The organism is Streptomyces sp. NPDC030893, assembly GCF_055571535.1.
In genome coordinates, this window is the sequence record NZ_JBVIFC010000002.1 from 243,748 (window position 1) to 263,946 (window position 20,199).

15 protein-coding genes are annotated in these 20,199 nt (G+C 74.8%); 5 read left to right on the plus strand and 10 right to left on the minus strand.

Annotated features, from left to right (window positions below):
* A partial coding sequence (locus tag ACZ434_RS05830; RefSeq protein ID WP_468452228.1) for an ALF repeat-containing protein occupies positions 1–396 on the plus strand: 396 nt, incomplete at its 5' end.
* A 42-nt stretch (positions 397–438) separates the two neighbouring features.
* On the opposite strand, the gene purH is transcribed toward ACZ434_RS05830, so the two are convergent.
* Positions 439–2,025, minus strand: a complete 1,587-nt coding sequence (gene purH, locus ACZ434_RS05835; RefSeq protein ID WP_468452230.1) for a bifunctional phosphoribosylaminoimidazolecarboxamide formyltransferase/IMP cyclohydrolase — start codon at positions 2,023–2,025, stop codon at positions 439–441.
* Positions 2,022–2,660 carry a phosphoribosylglycinamide formyltransferase gene (purN, locus tag ACZ434_RS05840; RefSeq protein ID WP_468452232.1) on the minus strand — a complete coding sequence of 213 codons (639 nt, stop codon included), beginning with the start codon at positions 2,658–2,660 and terminating at the stop codon, positions 2,022–2,024. The genes purH and purN overlap by 4 nt, the downstream gene beginning before the upstream one ends.
* A gap of 388 nt (positions 2,661–3,048) precedes the next feature.
* On the opposite strand from purN, the gene ACZ434_RS05845 reads away from it, so the two are divergent.
* Positions 3,049–3,816 carry a hypothetical protein gene (locus ACZ434_RS05845; protein ID WP_468452234.1) on the plus strand — a complete coding sequence of 256 codons (768 nt, stop codon included), beginning with the start codon at positions 3,049–3,051 and terminating at the stop codon, positions 3,814–3,816.
* A 308-nt stretch (positions 3,817–4,124) separates the two neighbouring features.
* Here the strand turns inward: ACZ434_RS05845 and ACZ434_RS05850 are convergent, their stop codons facing one another.
* Positions 4,125–5,834 (minus strand): cell division protein PerM, encoded by a 1,710-nt coding sequence (locus ACZ434_RS05850; protein WP_468452236.1) that lies wholly within the window; start codon positions 5,832–5,834, stop codon positions 4,125–4,127.
* A 96-nt stretch (positions 5,835–5,930) separates the two neighbouring features.
* Between ACZ434_RS05850 and ACZ434_RS05855 the strand changes: the two genes are divergently transcribed.
* Complete coding sequence (locus ACZ434_RS05855) at positions 5,931–7,139, plus strand: helix-turn-helix domain-containing protein (RefSeq protein WP_468452238.1); 1,209 nt, start codon at positions 5,931–5,933, stop codon at positions 7,137–7,139.
* A 184-nt stretch (positions 7,140–7,323) separates the two neighbouring features.
* On the opposite strand, the gene sucD is transcribed toward ACZ434_RS05855, so the two are convergent.
* The 6 genes from sucD to ACZ434_RS05885 form a co-directional block, all read right to left on the minus strand.
* Positions 7,324–8,208, minus strand: coding sequence for a succinate--CoA ligase subunit alpha (gene sucD / locus ACZ434_RS05860; protein WP_030871259.1), 885 nt, complete (start codon positions 8,206–8,208; stop codon positions 7,324–7,326).
* A 21-nt stretch (positions 8,209–8,229) separates the two neighbouring features.
* Positions 8,230–9,408 (minus strand): ADP-forming succinate--CoA ligase subunit beta, encoded by a 1,179-nt coding sequence (sucC, locus tag ACZ434_RS05865; protein WP_468452241.1) that lies wholly within the window; start codon positions 9,406–9,408, stop codon positions 8,230–8,232.
* A 547-nt stretch (positions 9,409–9,955) separates the two neighbouring features.
* Positions 9,956–10,381 (minus strand): hypothetical protein, encoded by a 426-nt coding sequence (locus ACZ434_RS05870; protein ID WP_468452243.1) that lies wholly within the window; start codon positions 10,379–10,381, stop codon positions 9,956–9,958.
* A 1,182-nt stretch (positions 10,382–11,563) separates the two neighbouring features.
* Positions 11,564–12,766, minus strand: a complete 1,203-nt coding sequence (locus ACZ434_RS05875; protein WP_468452245.1) for a VWA domain-containing protein — start codon at positions 12,764–12,766, stop codon at positions 11,564–11,566.
* Between the two features lie 29 nt (positions 12,767–12,795).
* Positions 12,796–15,222 (minus strand): DUF5682 family protein, encoded by a 2,427-nt coding sequence (locus tag ACZ434_RS05880; RefSeq protein WP_468452247.1) that lies wholly within the window; start codon positions 15,220–15,222, stop codon positions 12,796–12,798.
* A complete protein-coding gene (locus ACZ434_RS05885) occupies positions 15,219–16,442 on the minus strand; it encodes an ATP-binding protein (RefSeq protein WP_468452249.1) in 1,224 nt (407 codons plus the stop codon). The genes ACZ434_RS05880 and ACZ434_RS05885 overlap by 4 nt, the downstream gene beginning before the upstream one ends.
* Positions 16,443–16,575: 133 nt before the next feature.
* On the opposite strand from ACZ434_RS05885, the gene ACZ434_RS05890 reads away from it, so the two are divergent.
* Entirely contained in the window at positions 16,576–17,643 is a 1,068-nt protein-coding gene (locus tag ACZ434_RS05890; protein WP_468452251.1) for an SWIM zinc finger family protein, read from the plus strand.
* Between the two features lie 112 nt (positions 17,644–17,755).
* Positions 17,756–19,384 carry a DUF5691 domain-containing protein gene (locus ACZ434_RS05895; protein ID WP_468452253.1) on the plus strand — a complete coding sequence of 543 codons (1,629 nt, stop codon included), beginning with the start codon at positions 17,756–17,758 and terminating at the stop codon, positions 19,382–19,384.
* A 251-nt stretch (positions 19,385–19,635) separates the two neighbouring features.
* Here ACZ434_RS05895 and ACZ434_RS05900 read toward each other — a convergent pair whose 3' ends face one another.
* Entirely contained in the window at positions 19,636–20,052 is a 417-nt protein-coding gene (locus tag ACZ434_RS05900; RefSeq protein ID WP_468452255.1) for a cobalamin B12-binding domain-containing protein, read from the minus strand.
* Positions 20,053–20,199: the final 147 nt, after the last annotated feature.

Consider the following 20,199-nt stretch of genomic DNA (forward strand, 5'->3'; position numbering starts at 1 on the left):
TCCGGCAAGGGCGTCAAGCGGGAAGCCACCGAAGCCCTCGACGCGGGCACCCCCGAAGCCGCCCGCGCCTTCCTCGAAACCGGCTACCGCCTCGCCCGGTTCGAAGACGACCAGGTCGCCATCTTCCGCATACTCGCCGACCCCGACTCCGGCAAGGGCGTCAAGCGGGAAGCCACCGAAGCCCTCGACGCGGGCACCCCCGAAGCCGCCCGCGCCTTCCTCGAAACCGGCTACCGCCTCGCCCGGGCCGAGGACGACCGCGTCACCGTCGCCCGCATGCTGGCCGACCCGGACATCAGCGACGCGCTCCGCGCGGCGGCCGAGGAGGTCATCGACGGTACGCCCGAGGAGCTGCGGCACTTCCTCGAGGTCGGCCAGTACGAGGCCGGCCAGTAGGGGGCTGCGTCCGCCCGTCCCCGTGGATGGGCGGACGGGCCGTCAGTGGAAGAAGTGCCGGGTGCCGGTGAAGTACATCGTCACGCCCGCCTTCTTCGCGGCCTCGACGACCAGTTCGTCGCGGACCGAACCGCCGGGCTGGACCACGGCCTTCACACCGGCCCCGGTGAGGATCTCCAGGCCGTCGGGGAAGGGGAAGAACGCGTCCGAGGCGGCGTAGGAACCGGCCGCGCGCTCGGCGCCGGCCCGCTCCACCGCCAGCTTCGCGGAGTCGACGCGGTTGACCTGGCCCATGCCGACGCCCACGGAGGCGCCGTCCTTGGCGAGCAGGATCGCGTTGGACTTCACCGCGCGGCAGGCCTTCCAGGCGAAGGCGAGGTCGGCGAGTTCGGATGCGCTCAGCGCCTCGCCGGCGGCCAGCGTCCAGGTGGCCGGGTCGTCGCCCTCGGCCTGGAGACGGTCGGCGACCTGGAGGAGCACGCCGCCGTCGATCGGCTTGACCTCGACGGGCGCGGCCGGGGCCCCGGGGGCGCGCAGGACGCGGATGTTCTTCTTCTTGGTGAGGGCGTCGAGGGCGCCCTCCTCGTAGTCCGGCGCGACGATGACCTCGGTGAAGATCTCCGCGACCTGCTCGGCCATCTCCTTCGACACCGGCCGGTTGACGGCGATCACGCCGCCGAACGCCGAGAGCGGGTCGCAGGCGTGCGCCTTGCGGTGCGCCTCGGCGACGTCCGCGCCGACCGCGATGCCGCACGGGTTGGCGTGCTTGATGATCGCGACGGCGGGGGCGTCGTGGTCGTAGGCGGCACGCAGGGCGGCGTCGGTGTCCGTGTAGTTGTTGTAGGACATCTCCTTGCCGTGCAGCTGCTCGGCCTCTGCGAGACCGCCCGTCCCGGAGACGTAGAGCGCCGCGGGCTGGTGCGGGTTCTCGCCGTAGCGCAGGGTGTTCTTGCGCTCCCAGGTGGCACCGAGGAAGTCGGGGAACCGGCCCGCGGCGGAGCCGCCGTCGGCCGCAGCGTCGTCCGGGGCGTACTCGGAGGCGAACCAGGAGGCCACCGCCACGTCGTACGCGGCCGTGTGCTGGAAGGCCTCCGCGGCGAGCCGCTTGCGGGTGGCGAGGTCGAAGCCGCCGTCGCGGACGGCCGTGAGGACGTCGGCGTAACGCGCCGGGCTGGTCACGACCGCGACGGACGGGTGGTTCTTGGCTGCGGCACGCACCATGGACGGGCCGCCGATGTCGATCTGCTCCACGCACTCGTCGGGCGTCGCGCCGGAGGCGACGGTCTCGCGGAACGGGTAGAGGTTCACGACGACCAGGTCGAACGGCTCGACACCGAGGTCCTTGAGCTGCTGCTGGTGGTCGGCCAGACGCAGGTCGGCGAGGATGCCGGCGTGGACCTTGGGGTGCAGGGTCTTGACCCGGCCGTCCAGGCACTCGGGGAAGCCGGTGAGCTCCTCGACCTTGGTGACGGGGACGCCCGCGGCGGCGATCTTCGCGGCGGTGGAGCCGGTGGAGACGAGCTCCACACCGGCCTCGTGCAGCCCCCGCGCGAGGTCCTCGAGGCCGGTCTTGTCGTAGACGGAGACGAGCGCCCGTCGGATGGCCCGCTTGTTGCTCTCGGCGGTCACTGGATAACTACCTTTCGTCCCTCAATGCGATAGCCGTTGCGGGCGAGGAGCCCCACGACCTCGACGAGCAGCCTTCGCTCGACTTCCTTGATGCGCTCGTGCAGAGCGCTCTCGTCGTCCTCGTCCCGGACCTCCACCACGCCCTGCGCGATGATCGGACCGGTGTCGACGCCGTCGTCGACGAAGTGGACGGTGCAGCCGGTGACCTTGGCGCCGTACGCGAGCGCGTCCCGCACACCGTGGGCTCCGGGGAAACTGGGCAACAGGGCGGGGTGGGTGTTGACGAACCGCCCGCCGAAGCGCGCGAGGAACTCCTTCCCCACGATCTTCATGAACCCGGCGGAGACCACGAGGTCGGGCTCGTACGCGGCGACGGCCTCGGCGAGCGCCGCGTCCCACTCCTCCCGGGTCGCGTGGTCCCGGACCTTGCACACGAAGACCGGCAGCCCGGCGCGCTCCGCGCGGGCGAGCCCCTCGATGCCCTCACGGTCGGCGCCGACGGCCACGATCTCGGCTCCGTACGCCTCCGCGCCGGTGGCGGCGATCTCGTCGAGGAGCGCCTGCAGATTGGTGCCTGATCCGGAGACCAGCACGACGAGACGCCTGGCGCGCTCGGCCACGGGCTTGGCGGCCACGGTGGGGCCCTTTCTCGGGGAGCGTCTGTACGGCCGGCGGCACAGCGCTTTGTACATTCATACGAATGCTTCGGGCCCCCGGATACGGGGAAGCCTACGAAGCGGCCGACCGTCAGCAACGATACCGGCACACCGGGCGGCCCCCACGGGACGGGGGCGCGGCCGGAAGGTAGCGTCTGGGACGAGCCGGTCCGGGAAAGCCGGTACTGGATCGCCGGAGGCGCGCGGGAACGCCGGCCGCGCACCGAGCGTTCACAGGAGGACGGACCCGGGCCGCGCAGAGCTGACGGGAACGCACCAGCTCACAGCTCAGTCGTAGTCGAATACGTCGTGCGAGGCGGCCGCGCCGGACCACGCCGTGCTTCATTAAGGGGAAGACGCTCACTTGATGCCGGACCGCAGCCTGCGATTCCTCACGTTCTCCCAGCAGTCGGCCCAGGGAGGGGAGCGTGGCGGCATGCTGCTGCGGGAGCGCCCCACCTCTCCGCCCGACACTCCGCGGGGCGGGGGCGGTGACGACGAGCGCGGCGCCCAGGGCACCGGGGGTTCCCAGGAGGACAATCCGTTCGCGCCGCCGCCGGAGGGGACTCCCGACCGGCCATGGCAGCCGAGGCACCCCTCGGGCGGGGAGGGCGGCCGTTCTCCCTGGGGCCGGAACTGGAGCGACCGCCAGCCCGGCCGTTCCTCCGGCGGCTTCGGGGACCGTCCGCGCGGCCCCGAGGGGCAGGGCGGCGGCCCTCAGACGCCCGGTCCCCGCTGGGACCCCACGGACCCGGCCCAGCGCAGGGCGCGGTACGCGCTGCTGTCCGGCATGTGGGCCTTCTTCTTCGCTCTCTTCAACTGGCCGTACGTGGCGCTGCTGCTGGGTGCGCTCGCCCTGTACTGGGCCATCAGCGCCCTGCGCGCGAAGCCCCGCGCCCAGGACCCGGACGCCCCGGCGCCCGAGCAGAAGGGCCGCCCGCAGACCACGGCCGCGGTGAGCGGTCTGGTCACGGCCTCCCTGGCACTCGCCCTGGTCGCCGCGTCCTTCGTGGCCCAGATGGTCTACAGCGACTACTACACGTGTACGAGTGACGCCCTCACCCAGGAGGCGCGCCAGGGCTGCAGCGACCTCCTGCCGGAGGAACTCCGCGGCCTGCTGGGCGAGGGCGAGTGACGGTCCCGGCGGCGCGGGGCCGGTAGGCGGAGCAGACCGGGGCGGCTCGGGCGGCCCGGTCCGGTCCTCCCGGCGGGCGGTGAGGGAGTCGGTCTCCCGTGCGGGTGCCGGGGCGACCGGAACTCCGAGCAGACGGAAGCTGCGGTGCCGCGGCTCGGGCACGAACCCCGGGCGGCCCGGGCGCGAGCGGCCGAGGACTCGGACTTGAACGCCCGGGGACTCTGGCTCGGGCCGAGCACTGAGGGCTGGGGCTGGGCTCGCGGTTCTGTCGGTCGCGCCCAGGTCCCGTGCCCAGGCCCGGTGCAGTGTCAGTCGCGGTCGCGTGAATGGTCCAGGGCGTCGAGGTCGAGGAACAGGTACGGCTCGTCCCGGTCGTCGTCGTCCGGCATCGGGGATCCGACGGAGTGCCCGGGACCGGGGCACGGCCGCGAGGCCGTCGCGCCTCGGTCGTGCGTCCGGTCTCGGCCCGGCGCAGCCTCAGTCGCGGGATGGTCCGGGGCGTCGAAGTCGAGGAACAGGTACGGCTCGTCCCGGTCGTCGTCGTCCGGCGTCGGGGATCCGACGGAGTGCCGGGGCATGTCCTTCCCCGTCCGTTCCTCTCCAGCTCCGGCGCCGGGGCGCGGGCTCCGGAACCGTCCGCCGCCCGTGCGGCGGGGGCGCGGGGGACGCCCGAGCCGGTCGCCGAGCCCCGGGACGCGTCCCACGGGGTCGCCGGGGAGCGGGCGGGCGCGCCAGGCCCGTACCGCCAGTGACGTCGCGACCGCCGTCGTGCCGAGCCACAGCAGGGTCGCCGCCCCCACCTGCCACCAGACCGGGCCGAACCGGGAGAGCGCGGCCACGCCCAGCGGGCCGCCCGCGAGGGCGGCGAGGACGGACAGCAGGGCCGCGCAGAGCGCACCGGCCAGGAGCGCCGCGCCGGCGGTCCGGCCGGCCGTCCAGACGGGGGCCGGGGCCCGTCCGCCGACCGTGGCGCCCCGGCCCACGAACCACCCCGTCACCGCCCCGGCCGTCAGCGGTACCACCCCGGCCGCCCAGTTCCACGGCGTTCCCGCTCCCGCGTCCGGCACCGCGGCGAGCAGCGGGAACGGCGGCAGCAGCGAGGCGGGTGCGGAGGCGAGCGGGGTCACCGTGGTGCCGTCGCCGAGGAGGAAACCGGGGCCGAGGGCGTAGGCCGCGGCCCATACGGCGGCGTTCGGCGCCAGCGTGAGGCAGAGCAGCAGTACGGCCACCCATCCCGACCAGCCCTCGGTCAGCCCCAGGAACGCCTTCCGGGTCTCCCCGCCGTGCCAGGCCAGCGACACCGCCAGCAGCAGCGCCCCGCCGCCGGCCAGCACCGCCGCCCCGGCCGCCGCCGCGCGTGCCGCGACACCGGGGCGGCCGTCCGGCCCGAGGACCAGATGGCGCAGACTTCTGGGCAGCACCCGCCCCAGCACGCGCTCCAGCGGCCCGCTCGGACGGCCGTACGCGGACCACACTCCCGCCCCGGCGGCCAGTACGGCGACCAGGGGCAGGCACACCGCCGTCCCCGCCCACACGGGGCGCAGCGCACCTCCGGCGGCGTAGTACGCGGTGGGCGCGCCGACGGCCAGGTAGCCGAGGACGACGCCGGCCAGCGCCGTACGGCCGGGGACCAGCGGGGCCTCGTCGCCCGCGTCCCCGTCGGCGGCGTCACGGGCCGCGCGGTGCAGCAGCCACACCGGGAGGGCGAGCAGCAGCAGCGGGGTCAGGCCCATCGGTGCGGGGACGCCGGAGAGGGTGTCGGTGCGGACGAGTTCGGCGCCGTGCGCCAGCAGCCACAGGGCCGCCGCGATGTGCAGGGCGCCGCCGGGTCCGCTGTCCGGGTACGGCGAGCTGACCCAGAGCAGCATCACCAACACGGTGAACGCCGCGAGCCCGAGTCCGGCCGCGAGGGCGCCGCCGAGGAGACCGGAGGCCAGCCCCGGCGAGCGGTCACGCAGCCGGGCGAGCAGGGCGGCCGGTGTCGAACGGCGGGCGGTCATCTGCGTCACGCCCGCCATGCTCCCAACGACACGCGCTTTCCCGGTGTAACGGGCGAAGCCCGGCTGTGTCGCTCAATATACGTTTATGTACTTTTTCGCACGGAAGGGTGTCCGGTGACAGGGAGCCCCGCCACCCCGCTCCCCCCGCCCAAGGAACGCCGACGCCTGCGCGAGGCGGGCGCGCTGACGCGGGCTCAGCTCGCCGCGCGTGTGGGCGTACGGCCCGAAACGGTGCGTTCGTGGGAGTCCGGGCGCAGCACACCACGCGGCCGGAACCGGGAGGCGTACGCCACGCTGCTGGCCGGCCTGACCGAGCCGCCGGACGCGTCCGGAGCAGTCGGGGACGAGGCCGGGAACACGGCCGGGGACCGCGTACCGGGTCGTCGGCAGGGGGTGGGGACGGCGGTGGTGACGGTGTGTCCGGACCGGCCGGGCGGTGGCGGGCCGGCCGCGGTCGTCGTACCGGAGCCGTCGGCGTTCGCGCAGGCGCCCCCCGCGGTCCCGGCTCCGGAGGAGGCGTTCCGCGGGCTGACGCCGGCTCAGGCCTTCGACGCGCTGTACTCCTACTGCGCCCCCGCCCTCGTCCGGCAGACGTATCTGCTCGGCGGCCGCTGCGATCTCGCCCGCGAGTCGGTGGAGCGGGCCTTCCAGCGGGCCTGGGACCGCTGGCCGGAGGTGGCCCGCGACCCGGATCCGGCCGGCTGGGTGCGTGCGGCGGCGCACGAATGGGCGCTCTCCCCGTGGCACCGGTTCCGCCGCCGATACCGGAAGCCGGAGCCCCCGCCGCCCGATGACGACGACCGCGCGCTCCTGGAGGCACTGCGGCGCCTGCCGCCGCCGTACCGCCGCACGCTGCTGCTGTACGACGGGATCGGTCTCGGCCTGCCGGAGACGGCGGCGGAGACGGAGGCCAGCACCCGGGCGGCGGCCGGCCGGCTGACGTACGCGCGAGAGACCGTCGCCGCCCGGCTGCCGGAGCTGTCGGATCCGCGGGAGCTGCACCACCGGCTGACCGAGCTGGCCTCCACCGGACGGCTGCGCGCGGCGGAACCGCCGGAGGTGCGCGGCGGCAGCGAGCGCCGGGCCCGTTTCTGGACCCGGGCCGCCATCGCCTTCACGGTCGCCCTGATCGGCACCACGGCCCTCACCCTGCACACGGCACCCACCCGCTACGAGCCGCCGGTGCCGCCGGGCGAGACCGTCCGGGGCGTCCCGCCCCGGGTGGCGCCCGGTCCCCTGTCGGAGAAACAGCGCGAACTGCGGGACCGCCTCCGCGAGGAGCTGCCGCGGGGCCCGCAACGGGTGCTGCCGCAGGCGCGGTGAGCCGGGGAACGGCGCATCGGACGCGGAGTCGGCGGCGGGCCGCGCCGGTGGCTCGGCGACATCGACGCGGAGACGACGATGGGCCGCGCCGGTGACTCGGCGACATCGACGCGGAGACGACGGTGGGCCCGTCCCCCGGTGGGTGGAACGGGCCCACTCGTACGCGGTGTGCCGCGCCGGTGACTCAGCCGGCGAGGATCGCGCGCGCCAGCTTCGCCGTCTCGGTCGGCGTCTTGCCGACCTTGACGCCGGCGGCCTCGAGGGCCTCCTTCTTCGCGGCGGCCGTGCCGGAGGAGCCGGAGACGATGGCGCCGGCGTGGCCCATGGTCTTGCCCTCGGGCGCGGTGAAGCCCGCGACGTAGCCGACGACCGGCTTCTTCACGTTCTCCTTGATGAAGGCCGCGGCCCGCTCCTCGGCGTCGCCGCCGATCTCACCGATCATCACGATCAGGTCGGTGTCGGGGTCGGCCTCGAACGCGGCGAGCGCGTCGATGTGCGTGGTGCCGATGACCGGGTCGCCACCGATGCCCACGGCCGAGGAGAAGCCGATGTCCCGCAGCTCGTACATCATCTGGTACGTCAGCGTGCCGGACTTCGAGACCAGGCCGATACGGCCCGGCTTGGTGATGTCGCCCGGGATGATGCCGGCGTTCGACTGACCGGGGGTGATCAGACCCGGGCAGTTCGGGCCGATGATCCGGGTCTTGTTGCCCTTCTCCACCGCGTAGGCGTAGAAGGCGGCGGAGTCGTGCACCGCGATGCCCTCGGTGATGACGACCGCGAGCGGGATCTCGGCGTCGATGGCCTCGACGACGGCGGCCTTGGCGAAGGCCGGCGGGACGAAGAGGACGGAGACGTTGGCGCCCGTCTTCTCCATCGCCTCGGCGACCGTGCCGAAGACCGGGATCTCGTTGCCGTCGATGTCGACGGACGTGCCGGCCTTGCGCGGGTTCACACCGCCGACGATGTTCGTGCCGTCGGCCAGCATGAGCTTGGTGTGCTTCATGCCCGTGGCACCGGTCATGCCCTGGACGATGACCTTGGAGTCCTTGTTGAGGAAGATAGCCATGGCTGTGGTGTCCCTCGTCCCTTACTTCGCAGCCGCGAGCTCGGCGGCCTTGTCGGCCGCGCCGTCCATGGTGTCCACGCGCTGCACCAGCGGGTGGTTGGCGTCGGAGAGGATCTTGCGACCCAGCTCGGCGTTGTTGCCGTCGAGGCGGACGACGAGGGGCTTGGTGACTTCCTCGCCCTTGTCCGCGAGCAGCTGCAGCGCCTGCACGATGCCGTTGGCGACCTCGTCGCAGGCGGTGATGCCACCGAAGACGTTGACGAAGACGGACTTGACGTCCGGGTCGCCGAGGATGATCTCCAGGCCGTTCGCCATGACGGCGGCGGAGGCGCCGCCACCGATGTCGAGGAAGTTGGCGGGCTTGACGCCGCCGTGCGCCTCACCGGCGTAGGCGACGACGTCCAGGGTGCTCATGACGAGACCCGCGCCGTTGCCGATGATGCCGACCTCACCGTCGAGCTTGACGTAGTTGAGGTTCTTCTCCTTGGCGGCCGCCTCGAGCGGGTTGGCCGAGGCCTTGTCCTGCAGGGCCTCGTGCTCCGGCTGGCGGAACTCGGCGTTCTCGTCCAGGGAGACCTTGCCGTCCAGGGCGATGACGTCACCGGAGGCGACCTTGGCCAGCGGGTTGACCTCGACGAGGAGCGCGTCCTCGGCGACGAAGGTCTTCCACAGGGTGACCAGCACGTCGGCGACCTTGTCGGCGACCTCGGCCGGGAAGTTCGCGGCCTCGACGATCTCGCGGGCCTTGGCCGGGGTCACGCCCTCGTTGGCGTCGACCGGCGTCTTGGCGACGGCCTCCGGGCGGGTGGCCGCCACCTCCTCGATGTCCATGCCGCCCTCGACGGAGGCGATGGAGAGGAAGGTGCGGTTGGCACGGTCGAGGAGGAAGGAGACGTAGTACTCCTCCACGATCTCCGGGGCCGTCTCGGCGATCATCACCTTGTGGACCGTGTGGCCCTTGATGTCCATGCCGAGGATGTCCGTCGCGCGGGCGACGGCCTCGTCGGGGGTCGCGGCGAGCTTGACGCCGCCGGCCTTGCCCCGGCCGCCGACCTTCACCTGGGCCTTGACGACGGACTTGCCACCGAGACGCTCAGTGGCTGCGCGGGCCGCCTCAGGCGTGTCGATGACTTCACCGGCCAGCACCGGTACATCGTGCTTGGCGAAGAGGTCCCTCGCCTGGTACTCGAACAGGTCCACGCGCTTCCGTCCCTATCAGTGATCTCGCGGTTCGTTGGATGCGTGGGCGTGCCGCGATGGGCAACGTGACGTCCGCTGTGTCACAAGGGAGGCGCACACGGTGTCCGAGCGCGCGGCATGTCCATCTCGCAGGCTATCGCCGGTTGGGTGACGTCTCTAAATCGCGGGTCACACGTGAGCGGTGATACCTGTCACATGATGCCGCCGTCCCTGGCACGGCGTGCCGGAGGTGAGGGGCCTCACCGGGCTGGGGTTGACCCGGTGAGGCCCTGTGAACAACCCGGAAGGAGCTGGGATGCCCGGCTTCCGAGGCTGTGGGACGACCGGCCCCCACCCCAATGGGAACCGGCCGTCCTCCGTGAGGTCGCGCCCGGACGAGCCGACGGCTTTCGGCTGTCCGGGTCCTGATGCCCCGCGGAGTCCTTGTTACTCGTGAGTCAGGTGGGGTGGGGCGCCAGGCGGGCGGTCCGGCCCGGCCGTTCCGGCCGGGGTGGGGGAGGTCCGCGCGGGCACGCCTGCTCACGCCGTGGCGACGGAGGGGCCTGCCCTAAGCCGGTGGGACCGGGACCTCCCGGCACCGGTCACGGGTCCCGCCCGCCTCGGCGCGCACGGCGACGCCGGGTACGAGGCCGGTGGCGGGCCGGTGGAACGCCGGGACGGCAGCGGCGTCGGCGTGCCGCGGTGTGCCCTGGTCCGCCGCCGACCGGCTGTCCGGCGCGCCGTCGGCGGGGCCGTCGGCGGGGGCGCGGGGGCCGAGGACGGGGCCGGTGCGTACGCCGCCGGCGTCCAGGGCGGGGGCGCCGTCTCGGTGACCGCTGTGAGTGCGGTCGGCCCCCGGCGCACCGAGGCCGCCGTAGTACGTCGCCGCGCTGCCGGCGCCGGTGAACGGCGGGCCGTGGGAAGCGGGGCCTGCGATCCCGCCGCCCGGCCCGTTCCGCGCGGTCGGGATGCCGGGCGCATCAGGGGAGCCCACGCCGGGGCCGCCGGGCGACGGGGACGACGGCTGCCCCGGACGACCGGGCGGACCCGGCACGGGAAGGGCGTGCGCCGGAAGGTCAGGAAGCGCGAGGGGCAACAGCGCGGCAAGGCCCGGCAGCGCAGGCAGGTCCGCCAGCACGGAGAGGCCGGGCGGCAGCACAGGCAGGCTCGGCAGCGCAGGCGGTTCCGGTAGCGCAGAACGGCCCGACCGCATGGACAAGCCCGACAACGCGGAGAGGCTCGACAGCTCGGGCAGGTCTGACAGCACAGGAGGGTCCCACGGCTCGGGCGGGTTTTGCGGCGCGGGAGGGCCCGACAGCTCAGGCACGTCCGGCAGCGCATAACGGCCCGACCGCACGGGGAGGCTCGACGGCTCGGGCAGGTCTGACCGCACAGGAGCGCCCGACGGCTCGGGCAGGTCTGACCGCACAGGAGCGCCCGACGGCTCGGGCAGGTAGCGCGGCACAGGAGAGCCCAACAACACAGGCAGGCCCGACAGCACAGGCAGGTCCTGCGGCGCAGGCTGGGGCGACGGCTCGGGCAGGTGTGGCAGCTCAGGGGGGGACCGGCGACACGGGCGGGTCCGGCGGCGCAGGGAGAGCCCGCGGCGGTGCGGGGGGTCGTGGGGTGGGCGGAGCGGGGGGCCTCACGGCTGTCCCGGCTGCGCCTTCGGCCGCCGTGGCCACCGGCTCACCGGCCGGGCGCGCGACCCGCCGGTCGGCTGACCGGACCACCGTCCCCGCCAGCGGACCGATCGGGTCGGCCTCTTCCGGGCGCGACCCGGCGAGGGCGCCGGTGAGCGACCCGGGAGCAGCCGAGCTGGACGAAGCGCCCGGTCCCGGAAACGTCCCCAGGACCGTCCGCCCCGCGGAGCCGTCCGCCGCCTGCGCCCGCTCACCCCACAGCACACCGAGCACGAACACCGCGCCCACCAGCAGCGCCAGCCGGACCGCACGCCGACCGGCCGCGACGCGCATCGCGCGCGGGGCGGCACCGGGCAGCACGGCCGGGGACCGGGTCACAACGGGATTCCTCCCGGACGACGGGACGAGTGCGGACGCTGCACGGGGCCCGCATCGAACGGCGCCGATCCTCGCACGCGCCTCCTCGGCCCGCGCAAGCCCGCCGTCACCGATGGGCTGCCATGTCCGGTTTCACCGGTGGGGCTGCGCCCCCGTCACCCGGCCTCCGGTATCGGCAACGGCCGCTTCTCGATCGCCGCCGCCATCACCTCCGGGAACAGATCGGGCGTGCAGGCGAAGGCCGGCGCGCCCAGCGCGGCGAGCGCCGCCGCGTGCTCCCTGTCGTAGGCCGGCGCCCCCTCGTCGGACAGCGCGAGCAGCGCCACGAACTGCACGCCCGACGCCCGCATCGCCGCCACCCGCTTGAGCATCTCGTCGCGTATGCCCCCTTCGTAGAGGTCGCTGATCAGTACGACCACCGTCTCCGCCGGCCGGGTGATCCGCGACTGGCAGTACGCGAGCGCCCGGTTGATGTCCGTACCGCCGCCCAGCCGGGTGCCGAAGAGCACGTCGACGGGGTCGTCGAGCCGCTCGGTGAGGTCGGCGACCGCCGTGTCGAAGACGACGAGCCGCGTGTCGATCGACCGCATGGAGGCGAGCACCGCCCCGAACACCGACGCGTACACGACGGACGCGGCCATCGACCCCGACTGGTCGACGCACAGGACGACCTCCTTGCGCACGGACCGGGAGGCGCGCCCGTATCCGATCAGCCGCTCGGGCACGACCGTGCGGTGTTCGGGGAGGTAGTGCTTGAGGTTGGCCGCGATCGTGCGGTTCCAGTCGATGTCGTGGTGGCGCGGCCGGCTGACGCGGGCGCTGCGGTCGAGAGCGCCGGTGAGCGTGGCCCGGGTGCGGGTGGCGATCCGCTCCTCCAGGTCCCGGACGACCTCGCGCACGACGGCCCGGGCCGTCTCCTTCGTGGTGTCGGGCATGGCCTGGTCGAGCGACAGCAGGGTGCCGACGAGGTGGACGTCGGCCTCGACCGCCTCCAGCATCTCCGGCTCCAGCAGCAGCGTGCCCAGCCCGAGCCGGTCGATGGCGTCCCGCTGCATGACCTGGACGACGGAGGTGGGGAAGTAGGTCCGGATGTCCCCGAGCCAACGGGCCACCGACGGCGCCGATGCCCCCAGGCCCGCCGAACGCTCCCGGCCCGCCTGCGCCCTGTCCTCCTTGCCGTAGAGCGCGGTGAGCGCCCCGTCCATCGCGGCGTCCTGTCCGGACAGCGCGTGGCCGGTGCCGTCGCCCGCGTCGCCGCCGAGCACGAGCCGCCATCTGCGCAGCCGCTCCCGCGCCGCCGTGTCCCCCGCCGTGTCCGCCGACGTGTCCTCCCCCGTGCCCTCCGCCGGGTCCGCCATGTCCGTCTCCCCCTCTCGGTGCGTGTCCGTCATCCGGCCGCCCCGGCCGGTCCGGTGAGCGCCGCCCCGGCCTCCGGGTCCGGGCCCAGCAGCAGTCGCAGGACCGGCAGCACGGCGTTCGCGCGCACGGCGTCGGGGCCGGGCGCGAAGCCGGGTATGCCGTGGTGGGCGGCCGTCGCGCCCCCGTGTCTCCCGGGCCCGCGCCGGACCAGTTCGCCGAGGGTGCGCCGTACCGCCGGCTCGTACGCCGAGAACGTGCGCCGCAGCAGCGGCAGTACCTCCGTGAACGCCTGCGCCGGTACGCCCGTCAGCCATGTGTCGACCAGCCCGAGCAGCCGCTCGTCGTGGACCAGGAGCAGCCCGCCGCCGGAACCTCCGCCGACGAACCCCTCGATCCACGCGGCCGCGTCCGCCGCCGGTGTGCCCGGTGAGAGCGCGAGTCCCATGAGCCGCGCCGCCTCGTCCTGCGCCAGCCCCCCGCCGTCCAGCAGCAGCCGCGCCGACCGTCCGCGCAGGACTCCGGGCACGGTGTCCCGGGCGGACAGCGTCCGCAGCACCGACTGCCAGCGGGCCCGCAGCTTCCCATGGCCGGGTGCGGGCGAGTCGCCGAGGAGGCCCACCGCGCCGTGCACCGCGTCGATGTGGCCGCGCATCTCCTCGGCGGCGTCCGCGTCCAGCCCGGCACAGGCCGGGGGCAGCCCGACGAAGACCCGCTCGGCCAGCCCGGCGGCGACCTCCGCCAGTGCCGCGGTGTCCGTGCCGCGCACATCGCCGTAGCGCAGGGAGCGGGCCAGGGCGGGCAGCGCCCGGGCGAGATGGCCGACGTCCGTGTCGAGGGCCGCGCGGTCGGCGAGGATCCGCATCACGGTGGGCAGCGCGCCGGACAGCCCGGCCAGCAGGCACTGCTCGGCGAGCCCGGTGACCGCGTCGAGCCCCCGCGCGGCGACGGCGTCCGTCTCCGCCTTGGCGGTCGCCGCCGCGTGAACGGTCGTCCCCCACACCCCGGCCTCGGCGACCCGCACGGACAACTCCGGCTCCCAGCGCAGCCGCCAGGTCTCCCGGAACGTCCCGGTGCTGCCGCGCGAGACGGCGGGTTCGCCCCAGCCGACGCCGAGCAGCCGCAGCCGGTGCAGCAGTCTGCCGCGCTCCGCGTCGGTCTCCTTGCGCAGGTCGAGCTCCAGCTCCCGCTCCGCCGCCTCCGGTTTCAGCCGCAGCCGGCGCTGGATCCGGGCGAGGTCCCGCTGCAACGGCACGGCGGGCGCCGTGGCCGGCACCTCCCCCAGGACGTCGCCGACGACCAGCCGGTCGTGCACCAGCGCCAGCGGCACGTCGGAGCCGTCGCACATCACCGCCCGCACCGCGTCGGTCGTCTCGCTCAGCCCGGCCAGCGGACGTCCCCGCATCGCCGCCAGGGTCTCCGCCAGCCGTACGGCCTCGATGACATGCGCGGACGACACCATCCGGTCCTCGGCCCGCAGCAGCCCGGCCACCTTGGTCAGCCATCGCTCGACCGGCCGGTCCGGGGCTTCGAACAGGTGCCCGTACCAACCCGGAGAGTCGATGCCCGCGCCGTAGCCGCTCGCCCGGGAGAGCCTGCGGTGGGTCCAGGGCACCCAGGTCATGTCCGTCTTCACCTTGGGCAGCCCCTTCAGCAGGGCCCGGTCGGCTGCGACGGTGGACCTGCGCCGCAGCGCCGGCACGTGCCAGGCCCCGCACACCACGGCCACGCCGTCCCCGTACTCCCGCCGCGCCGCGCGGATCCGCAGCCGCATGTGGGCCTCGCGCACGAGGTCCCGCTCGTGTCCCCCGCTGCCGTACTCCTCCCGCAGCGCGGTCATCGCCTCCTCCAGCGCGGTGAACGGCGCGACCGGGTCCCCCTTCCCCACGCCCCGGTGCTCGACGACGTCCTCCCACCAGCGCTCGGCGTCGTCGTACCCCGCCGCCTCGGCCAGCGCCCCCAGGGGGTCGATCCGCACGCCGGCCTCCGGCACGGCCCCGTCGCCGGGCCCGCCCGCCCCGCCGGGCCACCCGTCCGCCGCGTCCGGGGCATCCTCCCCGTCCGGGTCCGTCCTGCGCGGGCCGCGGTCCCCCTCCACCGCCCCCTCGTCCCCCTCCCAGGCCAGCGTGTGGGCCGCCGGCAGGTCGATGAAGCGGGCGGGGACGCCGTGTTCCAGCGCCCAGCGGATCGCGACCCACTCCGGGGAGAACCCGGCCAGTGGCCAGAAGACCGAGCGGCCGGGCTCGTCCACGGCGTGGGCGAGCAGGGCCACGGGCGGCCGCATGCCCTCCTCGGCGGCGAGCGGGAGCAGCGCGTCCGCCTCCGGCGGTCCCTCGATCAGTACGACGCCCGGCCGGGTCTCCTCCAGCGCGGCCCGCACCGTCCGCGCCGACCCGGGACCGTGGTGCCGCACCCCGAGCAGCAGCGGCCCCGTGCCTTCCGCGTTCGCTCCGCTCACCCGCCGGCCTCCCGGCAGGCCCGGTAGAAGTCCTTCCAGCCGTCCCGCTCGCGGACCACGGTCTCCAGGTACTCCTGCCAGACGACACGGTCCGCCGCCGGGTCCCGGACGACCGCGCCGAGGATGCCCGCGGCGACGTCCCCGGCCCGCAGCACCCCGTCGCCGAAGTGGGAGGCCAGCGCCAGCCCGCCCGTGACGACGGAGATCGCCTCGGCGGTCGACAGTGTGCCGCTGGGCGACTTGAGCCTGGTGCGGCCGTCGGCCGTGACCCCGTCACGCAGTTCACGGAAGACCGTGACGACCCGGCGGATCTCGTCGATGCCGTCCGGCACGGCCGGCAGGTCGAGGGAGCGGCCGATCTGGCCGACGCGGCGCGAGACGATGTCGACCTCCGCCTCCGCCGTCTCCGGCAGCGGCAGCACCACGGTGTTGAACCGGCGGCGCAGGGCGCTGGACAGCTCGTTGACCCCGCGGTCGCGGTCGTTGGCCGTGGCGATCAGGTTGAAACCGCGGACCGCCTGCACCTCCTGGCCCAGCTCCGGTATCGGCAGGGTCTTCTCCGACAGGAGCGTGATCAGCGTGTCCTGCACGTCGGCCGGGATGCGGGTCAGCTCCTCGACACGGGCCGTCATGCCCTCCGCCATGGCACGCATCACCGGGCTGGGCACGAGGGCGTCCCGACTGGGGCCGTGGGCGAGCAGCCGGGCGTAGTTCCAGCCGTAGCGGATGGCCTCCTCCGGTGTGCCGGCCGTGCCCTGCACCAACAGGGTGGAGTCACCGCTCACCGCCGCTGCCAGGTGCTCGGAGACCCAGGTCTTCGCCGTGCCCGGCACCCCGAGCAGCAGCAGGGCGCGGTCGGTGGCGAGCGTGGTGACCGCCACCTCGACGATCCGGCGCGGGCCGACGTACTTGGGCGTGATCACCGTGCCGTCCGGCAGTGTGCCGCCGAGCAGGTAGGTGGCGACGGCCCAGGGCGAGAGCCGCCAGCGGGCGGGACGCGGACGGTCGTCCTGCGCGGCCAGCGCGGCGAGTTCGGCGGCGAAGGCATCCTCGGCGTGCGGCCGCAGCGGCTCCGTCGCCCCGGCCGGCGGGTTCACGGGCGGTGCGGCGGCGGGCGCGTTCACGGGCGTGGTGCGGGTGTCCGTGTCGGCGGGCGCGTTCACGGGTACGGAGCCGTTCCGGCTCGGGTCGGCGGCTGTCGGTTCAACAGGCAGAGTCATGGCGTGAGTCCCCCTCCGGCTCGGCCGGTTCGGATCTGGCACCAACCCTGCACCACGCCACTGACAATCGCTCTGACCTGCACATATGCGCTCTCCGGGTCGATTGTCAGTGCTGGGATCTACCTTCGATGACATGACTGAGCAGGGGGTGCGCCGGACCGCGGACCAGGTGCCGGCAGCGGCGCCTGACGTTGCGTCACGCGCCAAGGAGGGAGAGGCCGCAGAATCCTCTGGTGCCTCTCCCGGAACGGCCGATCCCGAGGCGGCGCGGCGCAGGAGGGAGCGCCGGGCCGAGCGGGTCACGGCGGGCGCGGAGGAGCTGGAGCAGCGCCTGGCGGATCTACTCCGGGGCGGTCTCGCCGCGGCCGGGCAGACGGGATACGGCATGTGGGAGGAGACCGCGGCCCGCATGGTCGACGCCCAGGCGCAGGGGCTGGCCACCCGGGTGCGGGAGCTGGGGGCGCTCGCGGGCGGCGGACCGGGCGGGCCGGTGCGGCTGCTGGAGGAGTGCGCGCTGCTGCATCTGCTGGCCCGGGGCTGGCTGCGCCGCGACCGGCTGCCCGAGGGGCTCGCCGCGACCGTCCGCTCGCGCGTCGGCCTGCCCGCCTCGGCGGACGGCCCGCCGGTGCGGGACCACTGGCTGGTCCTCGCCCAGTACGACACGGCGGACAGCCGGCTGACCACCCGCCGCGTCTGGCTGTACGGCACCGGTTCGGGGCGTACGGCGCTGCTCCTCTCCTACGGTGCGGCGGGCCGGGCCCCGGAGCTCGCGCTGCCGGTCGGACTGGCCCTGGACGCGGAGCTGTCCGCGTACCCGGGCGCCGGACAGTCGAGGGCCGCCCTGGGGGAACGGTTCGCGGCCCCCGCGCCGACGGCTGTGCGGCCGGCGGGCACGACGACGACGCGGGCGGTCGCCCGTTACGGCGAGGCCCTGCGCGAGGACCCCTGGCTGGACTCGGTGCCGGTGACGCTGGAGCGGGTGATACCGGCCCCGGACGGGGACGGCTGGCAGCTCGCAGACGCCGACGAGGACGCTGCCCTGCCGCTCTCCCCGGCCGCGCGGCCGGGGCCGGGCCTGTGGCGTCTGGTCGCCCTGTCGGGCGGCGCCCCGGTCCGGGTCTTCGGTGAGTGCGGCCACCGGGGATTCACCCCTTTGGCGGCATGGCCCGACGGGCCCGGTGAGGCGGTACCGCTGTGCTGAGCGGTGCGCCTGGTCCGGTTCCCCGGCATCTCAGGAATCTTTCGGACATCACTGGACACTCGGTGCACCTGAGTGTCCGACCGCACCGGGCCTCCCGCCGGAAAGGAAGCTCATGAGCACGACGACCGCCGCCGCGGACGCCTCCCTCCCGGGCGACTGGGAGGACCTGCTGACCGCGGCCCTGCTGGGCACGGACCGGCGCACACCGGCGGGCGTCGCGCCCGGACCGCAGGCGCCGGCGGCCCTGCTGGACGCCGCGGCCGTGGCGACCGTACGGCGACGGGCCGGGCTGCGGCCCGCGCGGGCCGCGGAGCGTCCGGAGCCCGCCCCCGAGGACCGGCGCCCCGCGCTGCCACCGGCCGCCGCCCGCCGGCTCGCCCTGCTGCTCGCCGACCGCCCCGGCGCCTCCGGCGGCGGCCGCCGGGGCGCGGCCCCGGATCTCATGGAGCTGCTGCCCCAGTGGCTGGCGGCGGCGAACGCCCGCGGTTTCGCGCCGCCTCCCGCCGCCCTGCCCGCCCTGCTCGACGCCGCGCGAGGACGCACGGACCTGCGTCCCGCGGCGCTCCGTTTCGCCGGACCGCGAGCCCTGTGGCTGGCCCGGCTCAACCCTGACTGGCGCTTCGCCCTGCGCTCCACCCCGGGCGGCGGTACGTCCGCACCCGCCCGTCACGACGCCGACGGGACACGGCGGCTCTGGCAGGAGGGCCTCTTCGCCGAGCGGGTCGCCCTCCTCGCCTCCCTGCGCTCCCGGGATCCGGCCGCCGCACGCGAACTCCTCGCGGCGACCTGGGCGACGGAGCGGGCCGAGGACCGGCTGATGTTCCTGGACTCGCTGCGCACCGGGCTCGGCGAGGACGACGAGCCGTTCCTGGAGCAGGCCCTGGCCGACCGGAGCCGCAACGTACGGGCGACGGCGGCGGAGTTGCTGTCGGCGCTGCCCGCCTCGGCCCTCGCACGGCGGATGGCCGTCAGAGCGGGCGCGTGCGTGGCCGTGGACCGCACGCGGGAGACACCGGTGCTCACCGTCGAGGCTCCGCACGAGTGCGACGCGGGCATGGAGCGCGACGGGGTGGTGGCCAAGGCCCCCGCGGGGCGTGGCGAACGCTCGTGGTGGTTCGGCCAGTTGGTGGAGTCGGCACCGCTCGGCAGCTGGTCGCGGCGGCTCGGCGGACGTACCCCCGGGCAGATCGTCGCACTGCCGGTGGCGGACGACTGGCAGGGCGAACTGCACGCGGCCTGGTGCCGGGCGGCGGTGCGGCAGCGGGACCCGGCATGGTCCCGGGCCCTGCTCGGGGAGCCCTCCGCGCCGGAGGCCGGCGGGCCGGGGGCGGTGTCCCTGGCGGAACGCGCCAAGCTGCTCGGCACGCTGAACCCCGCCGAACGGGCGGAATGGGTGGCCGGGTTCATCCGGACGCACGGCCTGTCCGAGGCGTTCCAGCTGCTCGGGGTGTGTGCCGTGCCCTGGGCCGCGCCCGTCGGGCGGGCCGTGGTCGACGCGCTCAACATCGCGCGGGACGCAGGGAGTTATCCATGGAGTTTCAGCGGAGTCATGGGCCTGGCCGAACGCTGCCTGGACCCGTCCGAGGCCGGCCGCCTCGACGCGCTCCTGGCGATACCGGACGAGCCGGAGAACGCGTCACCGGGAGCCGGAGGCTACTGGTCGGAGGCCTTCCAGCGGCTGGTCACCACACTGCGCCTGCGCGCGGCGATGCTCGCGGAGCTCTCCCCGCCGGCCGCCTGACCCGGCCCGTCACCGGCCCCGCGCCCCGCGGCACCGGCGCCGCACCGCCCGCCGAGGGATCCGGAGCGCCTGCCGAGGGATCCGGAGCGCCTGCCGGGACGTCCACGGCGGCAGGACCGGCCCGGCGGCACGGGCACATGCGTCAGGGCCCGGTGGCGGCGAGGACCGGCGGCACCCGCCGTCGTCACGCCCCCGGCCCGGGACTGCCCTCACGCACGGACGCCGACCGGCCGCCCGCCGGACGTGGCCGGCTACGCCCCCGCGGGCTGGCGGGTGTTGGCCCGCACCCAGTCCACGATGGACGCCGTGGTCGCGCCCGGGGTGAAGATCTCCGCGACGCCCTTCTCCTTCAGCGGGGGGATGTCCGCCTCGGGGATGATGCCGCCGCCGAAGACCAGGATGTCCGCCGCGTCCCGCTGCTCGAGCAGCTCGATGACCGCGGCGAACAGCGTGTTGTGCGCCCCGGAGAGGATGGACAGACCGATCGCGTCGGCGTCCTCCTGGATCGCGGTGTCGACGATCTGCTCGGGCGTCTGGTGCAGCCCGGTGTAGATCACCTCCATACCGGCGTCGCGCAGCGCACGCGCGATCACCTTGGCCCCGCGATCGTGGCCGTCGAGCCCCGGCTTGGCCACCACCACGCGGATCGGACCGGCTGCCACACCCATCACTGCCTCCATGAAGCGACTACATCCATCCGTACCGACAAGTACCGCACACATCGCACGGACACCCCGGCCCGAACCGGCCGGAGAAGTGAACGAACGTTATCTCCAGCATCCCGCAACCGGCAGTTTCGCGGTGCGGAGGGAGGG

What these genes read in the sequence shown, in the direction of transcription:
- ACZ434_RS05885 (WP_468452249.1), bottom strand. Translation starts at nt 16,442, where the DNA reads ATGACTCTGCCTGTTGAACCGACAGCCGCCGACCCGAGCCGGAACGGC.
- ACZ434_RS05895 (WP_468452253.1), top strand. Translation starts at nt 17,756, where the DNA reads ATGAGCACGACGACCGCCGCCGCGGACGCCTCCCTCCCGGGCGACTGG.
- ACZ434_RS05845 (WP_468452234.1), top strand. Translation starts at nt 3,049, where the DNA reads ATGCCGGACCGCAGCCTGCGATTCCTCACGTTCTCCCAGCAGTCGGCC.
- ACZ434_RS05875 (WP_468452245.1), bottom strand. Translation starts at nt 12,766, where the DNA reads ATGGCGGACCCGGCGGAGGGCACGGGGGAGGACACGTCGGCGGACACG.
- ACZ434_RS05900 (WP_468452255.1), bottom strand. Translation starts at nt 20,052, where the DNA reads ATGGGTGTGGCAGCCGGTCCGATCCGCGTGGTGGTGGCCAAGCCGGGG.
- ACZ434_RS05890 (WP_468452251.1), top strand. Translation starts at nt 16,576, where the DNA reads ATGACTGAGCAGGGGGTGCGCCGGACCGCGGACCAGGTGCCGGCAGCG.
- ACZ434_RS05850 (WP_468452236.1), bottom strand. Translation starts at nt 5,834, where the DNA reads ATGGCGGGCGTGACGCAGATGACCGCCCGCCGTTCGACACCGGCCGCC.
- sucD (WP_030871259.1), bottom strand. Translation starts at nt 8,208, where the DNA reads ATGGCTATCTTCCTCAACAAGGACTCCAAGGTCATCGTCCAGGGCATG.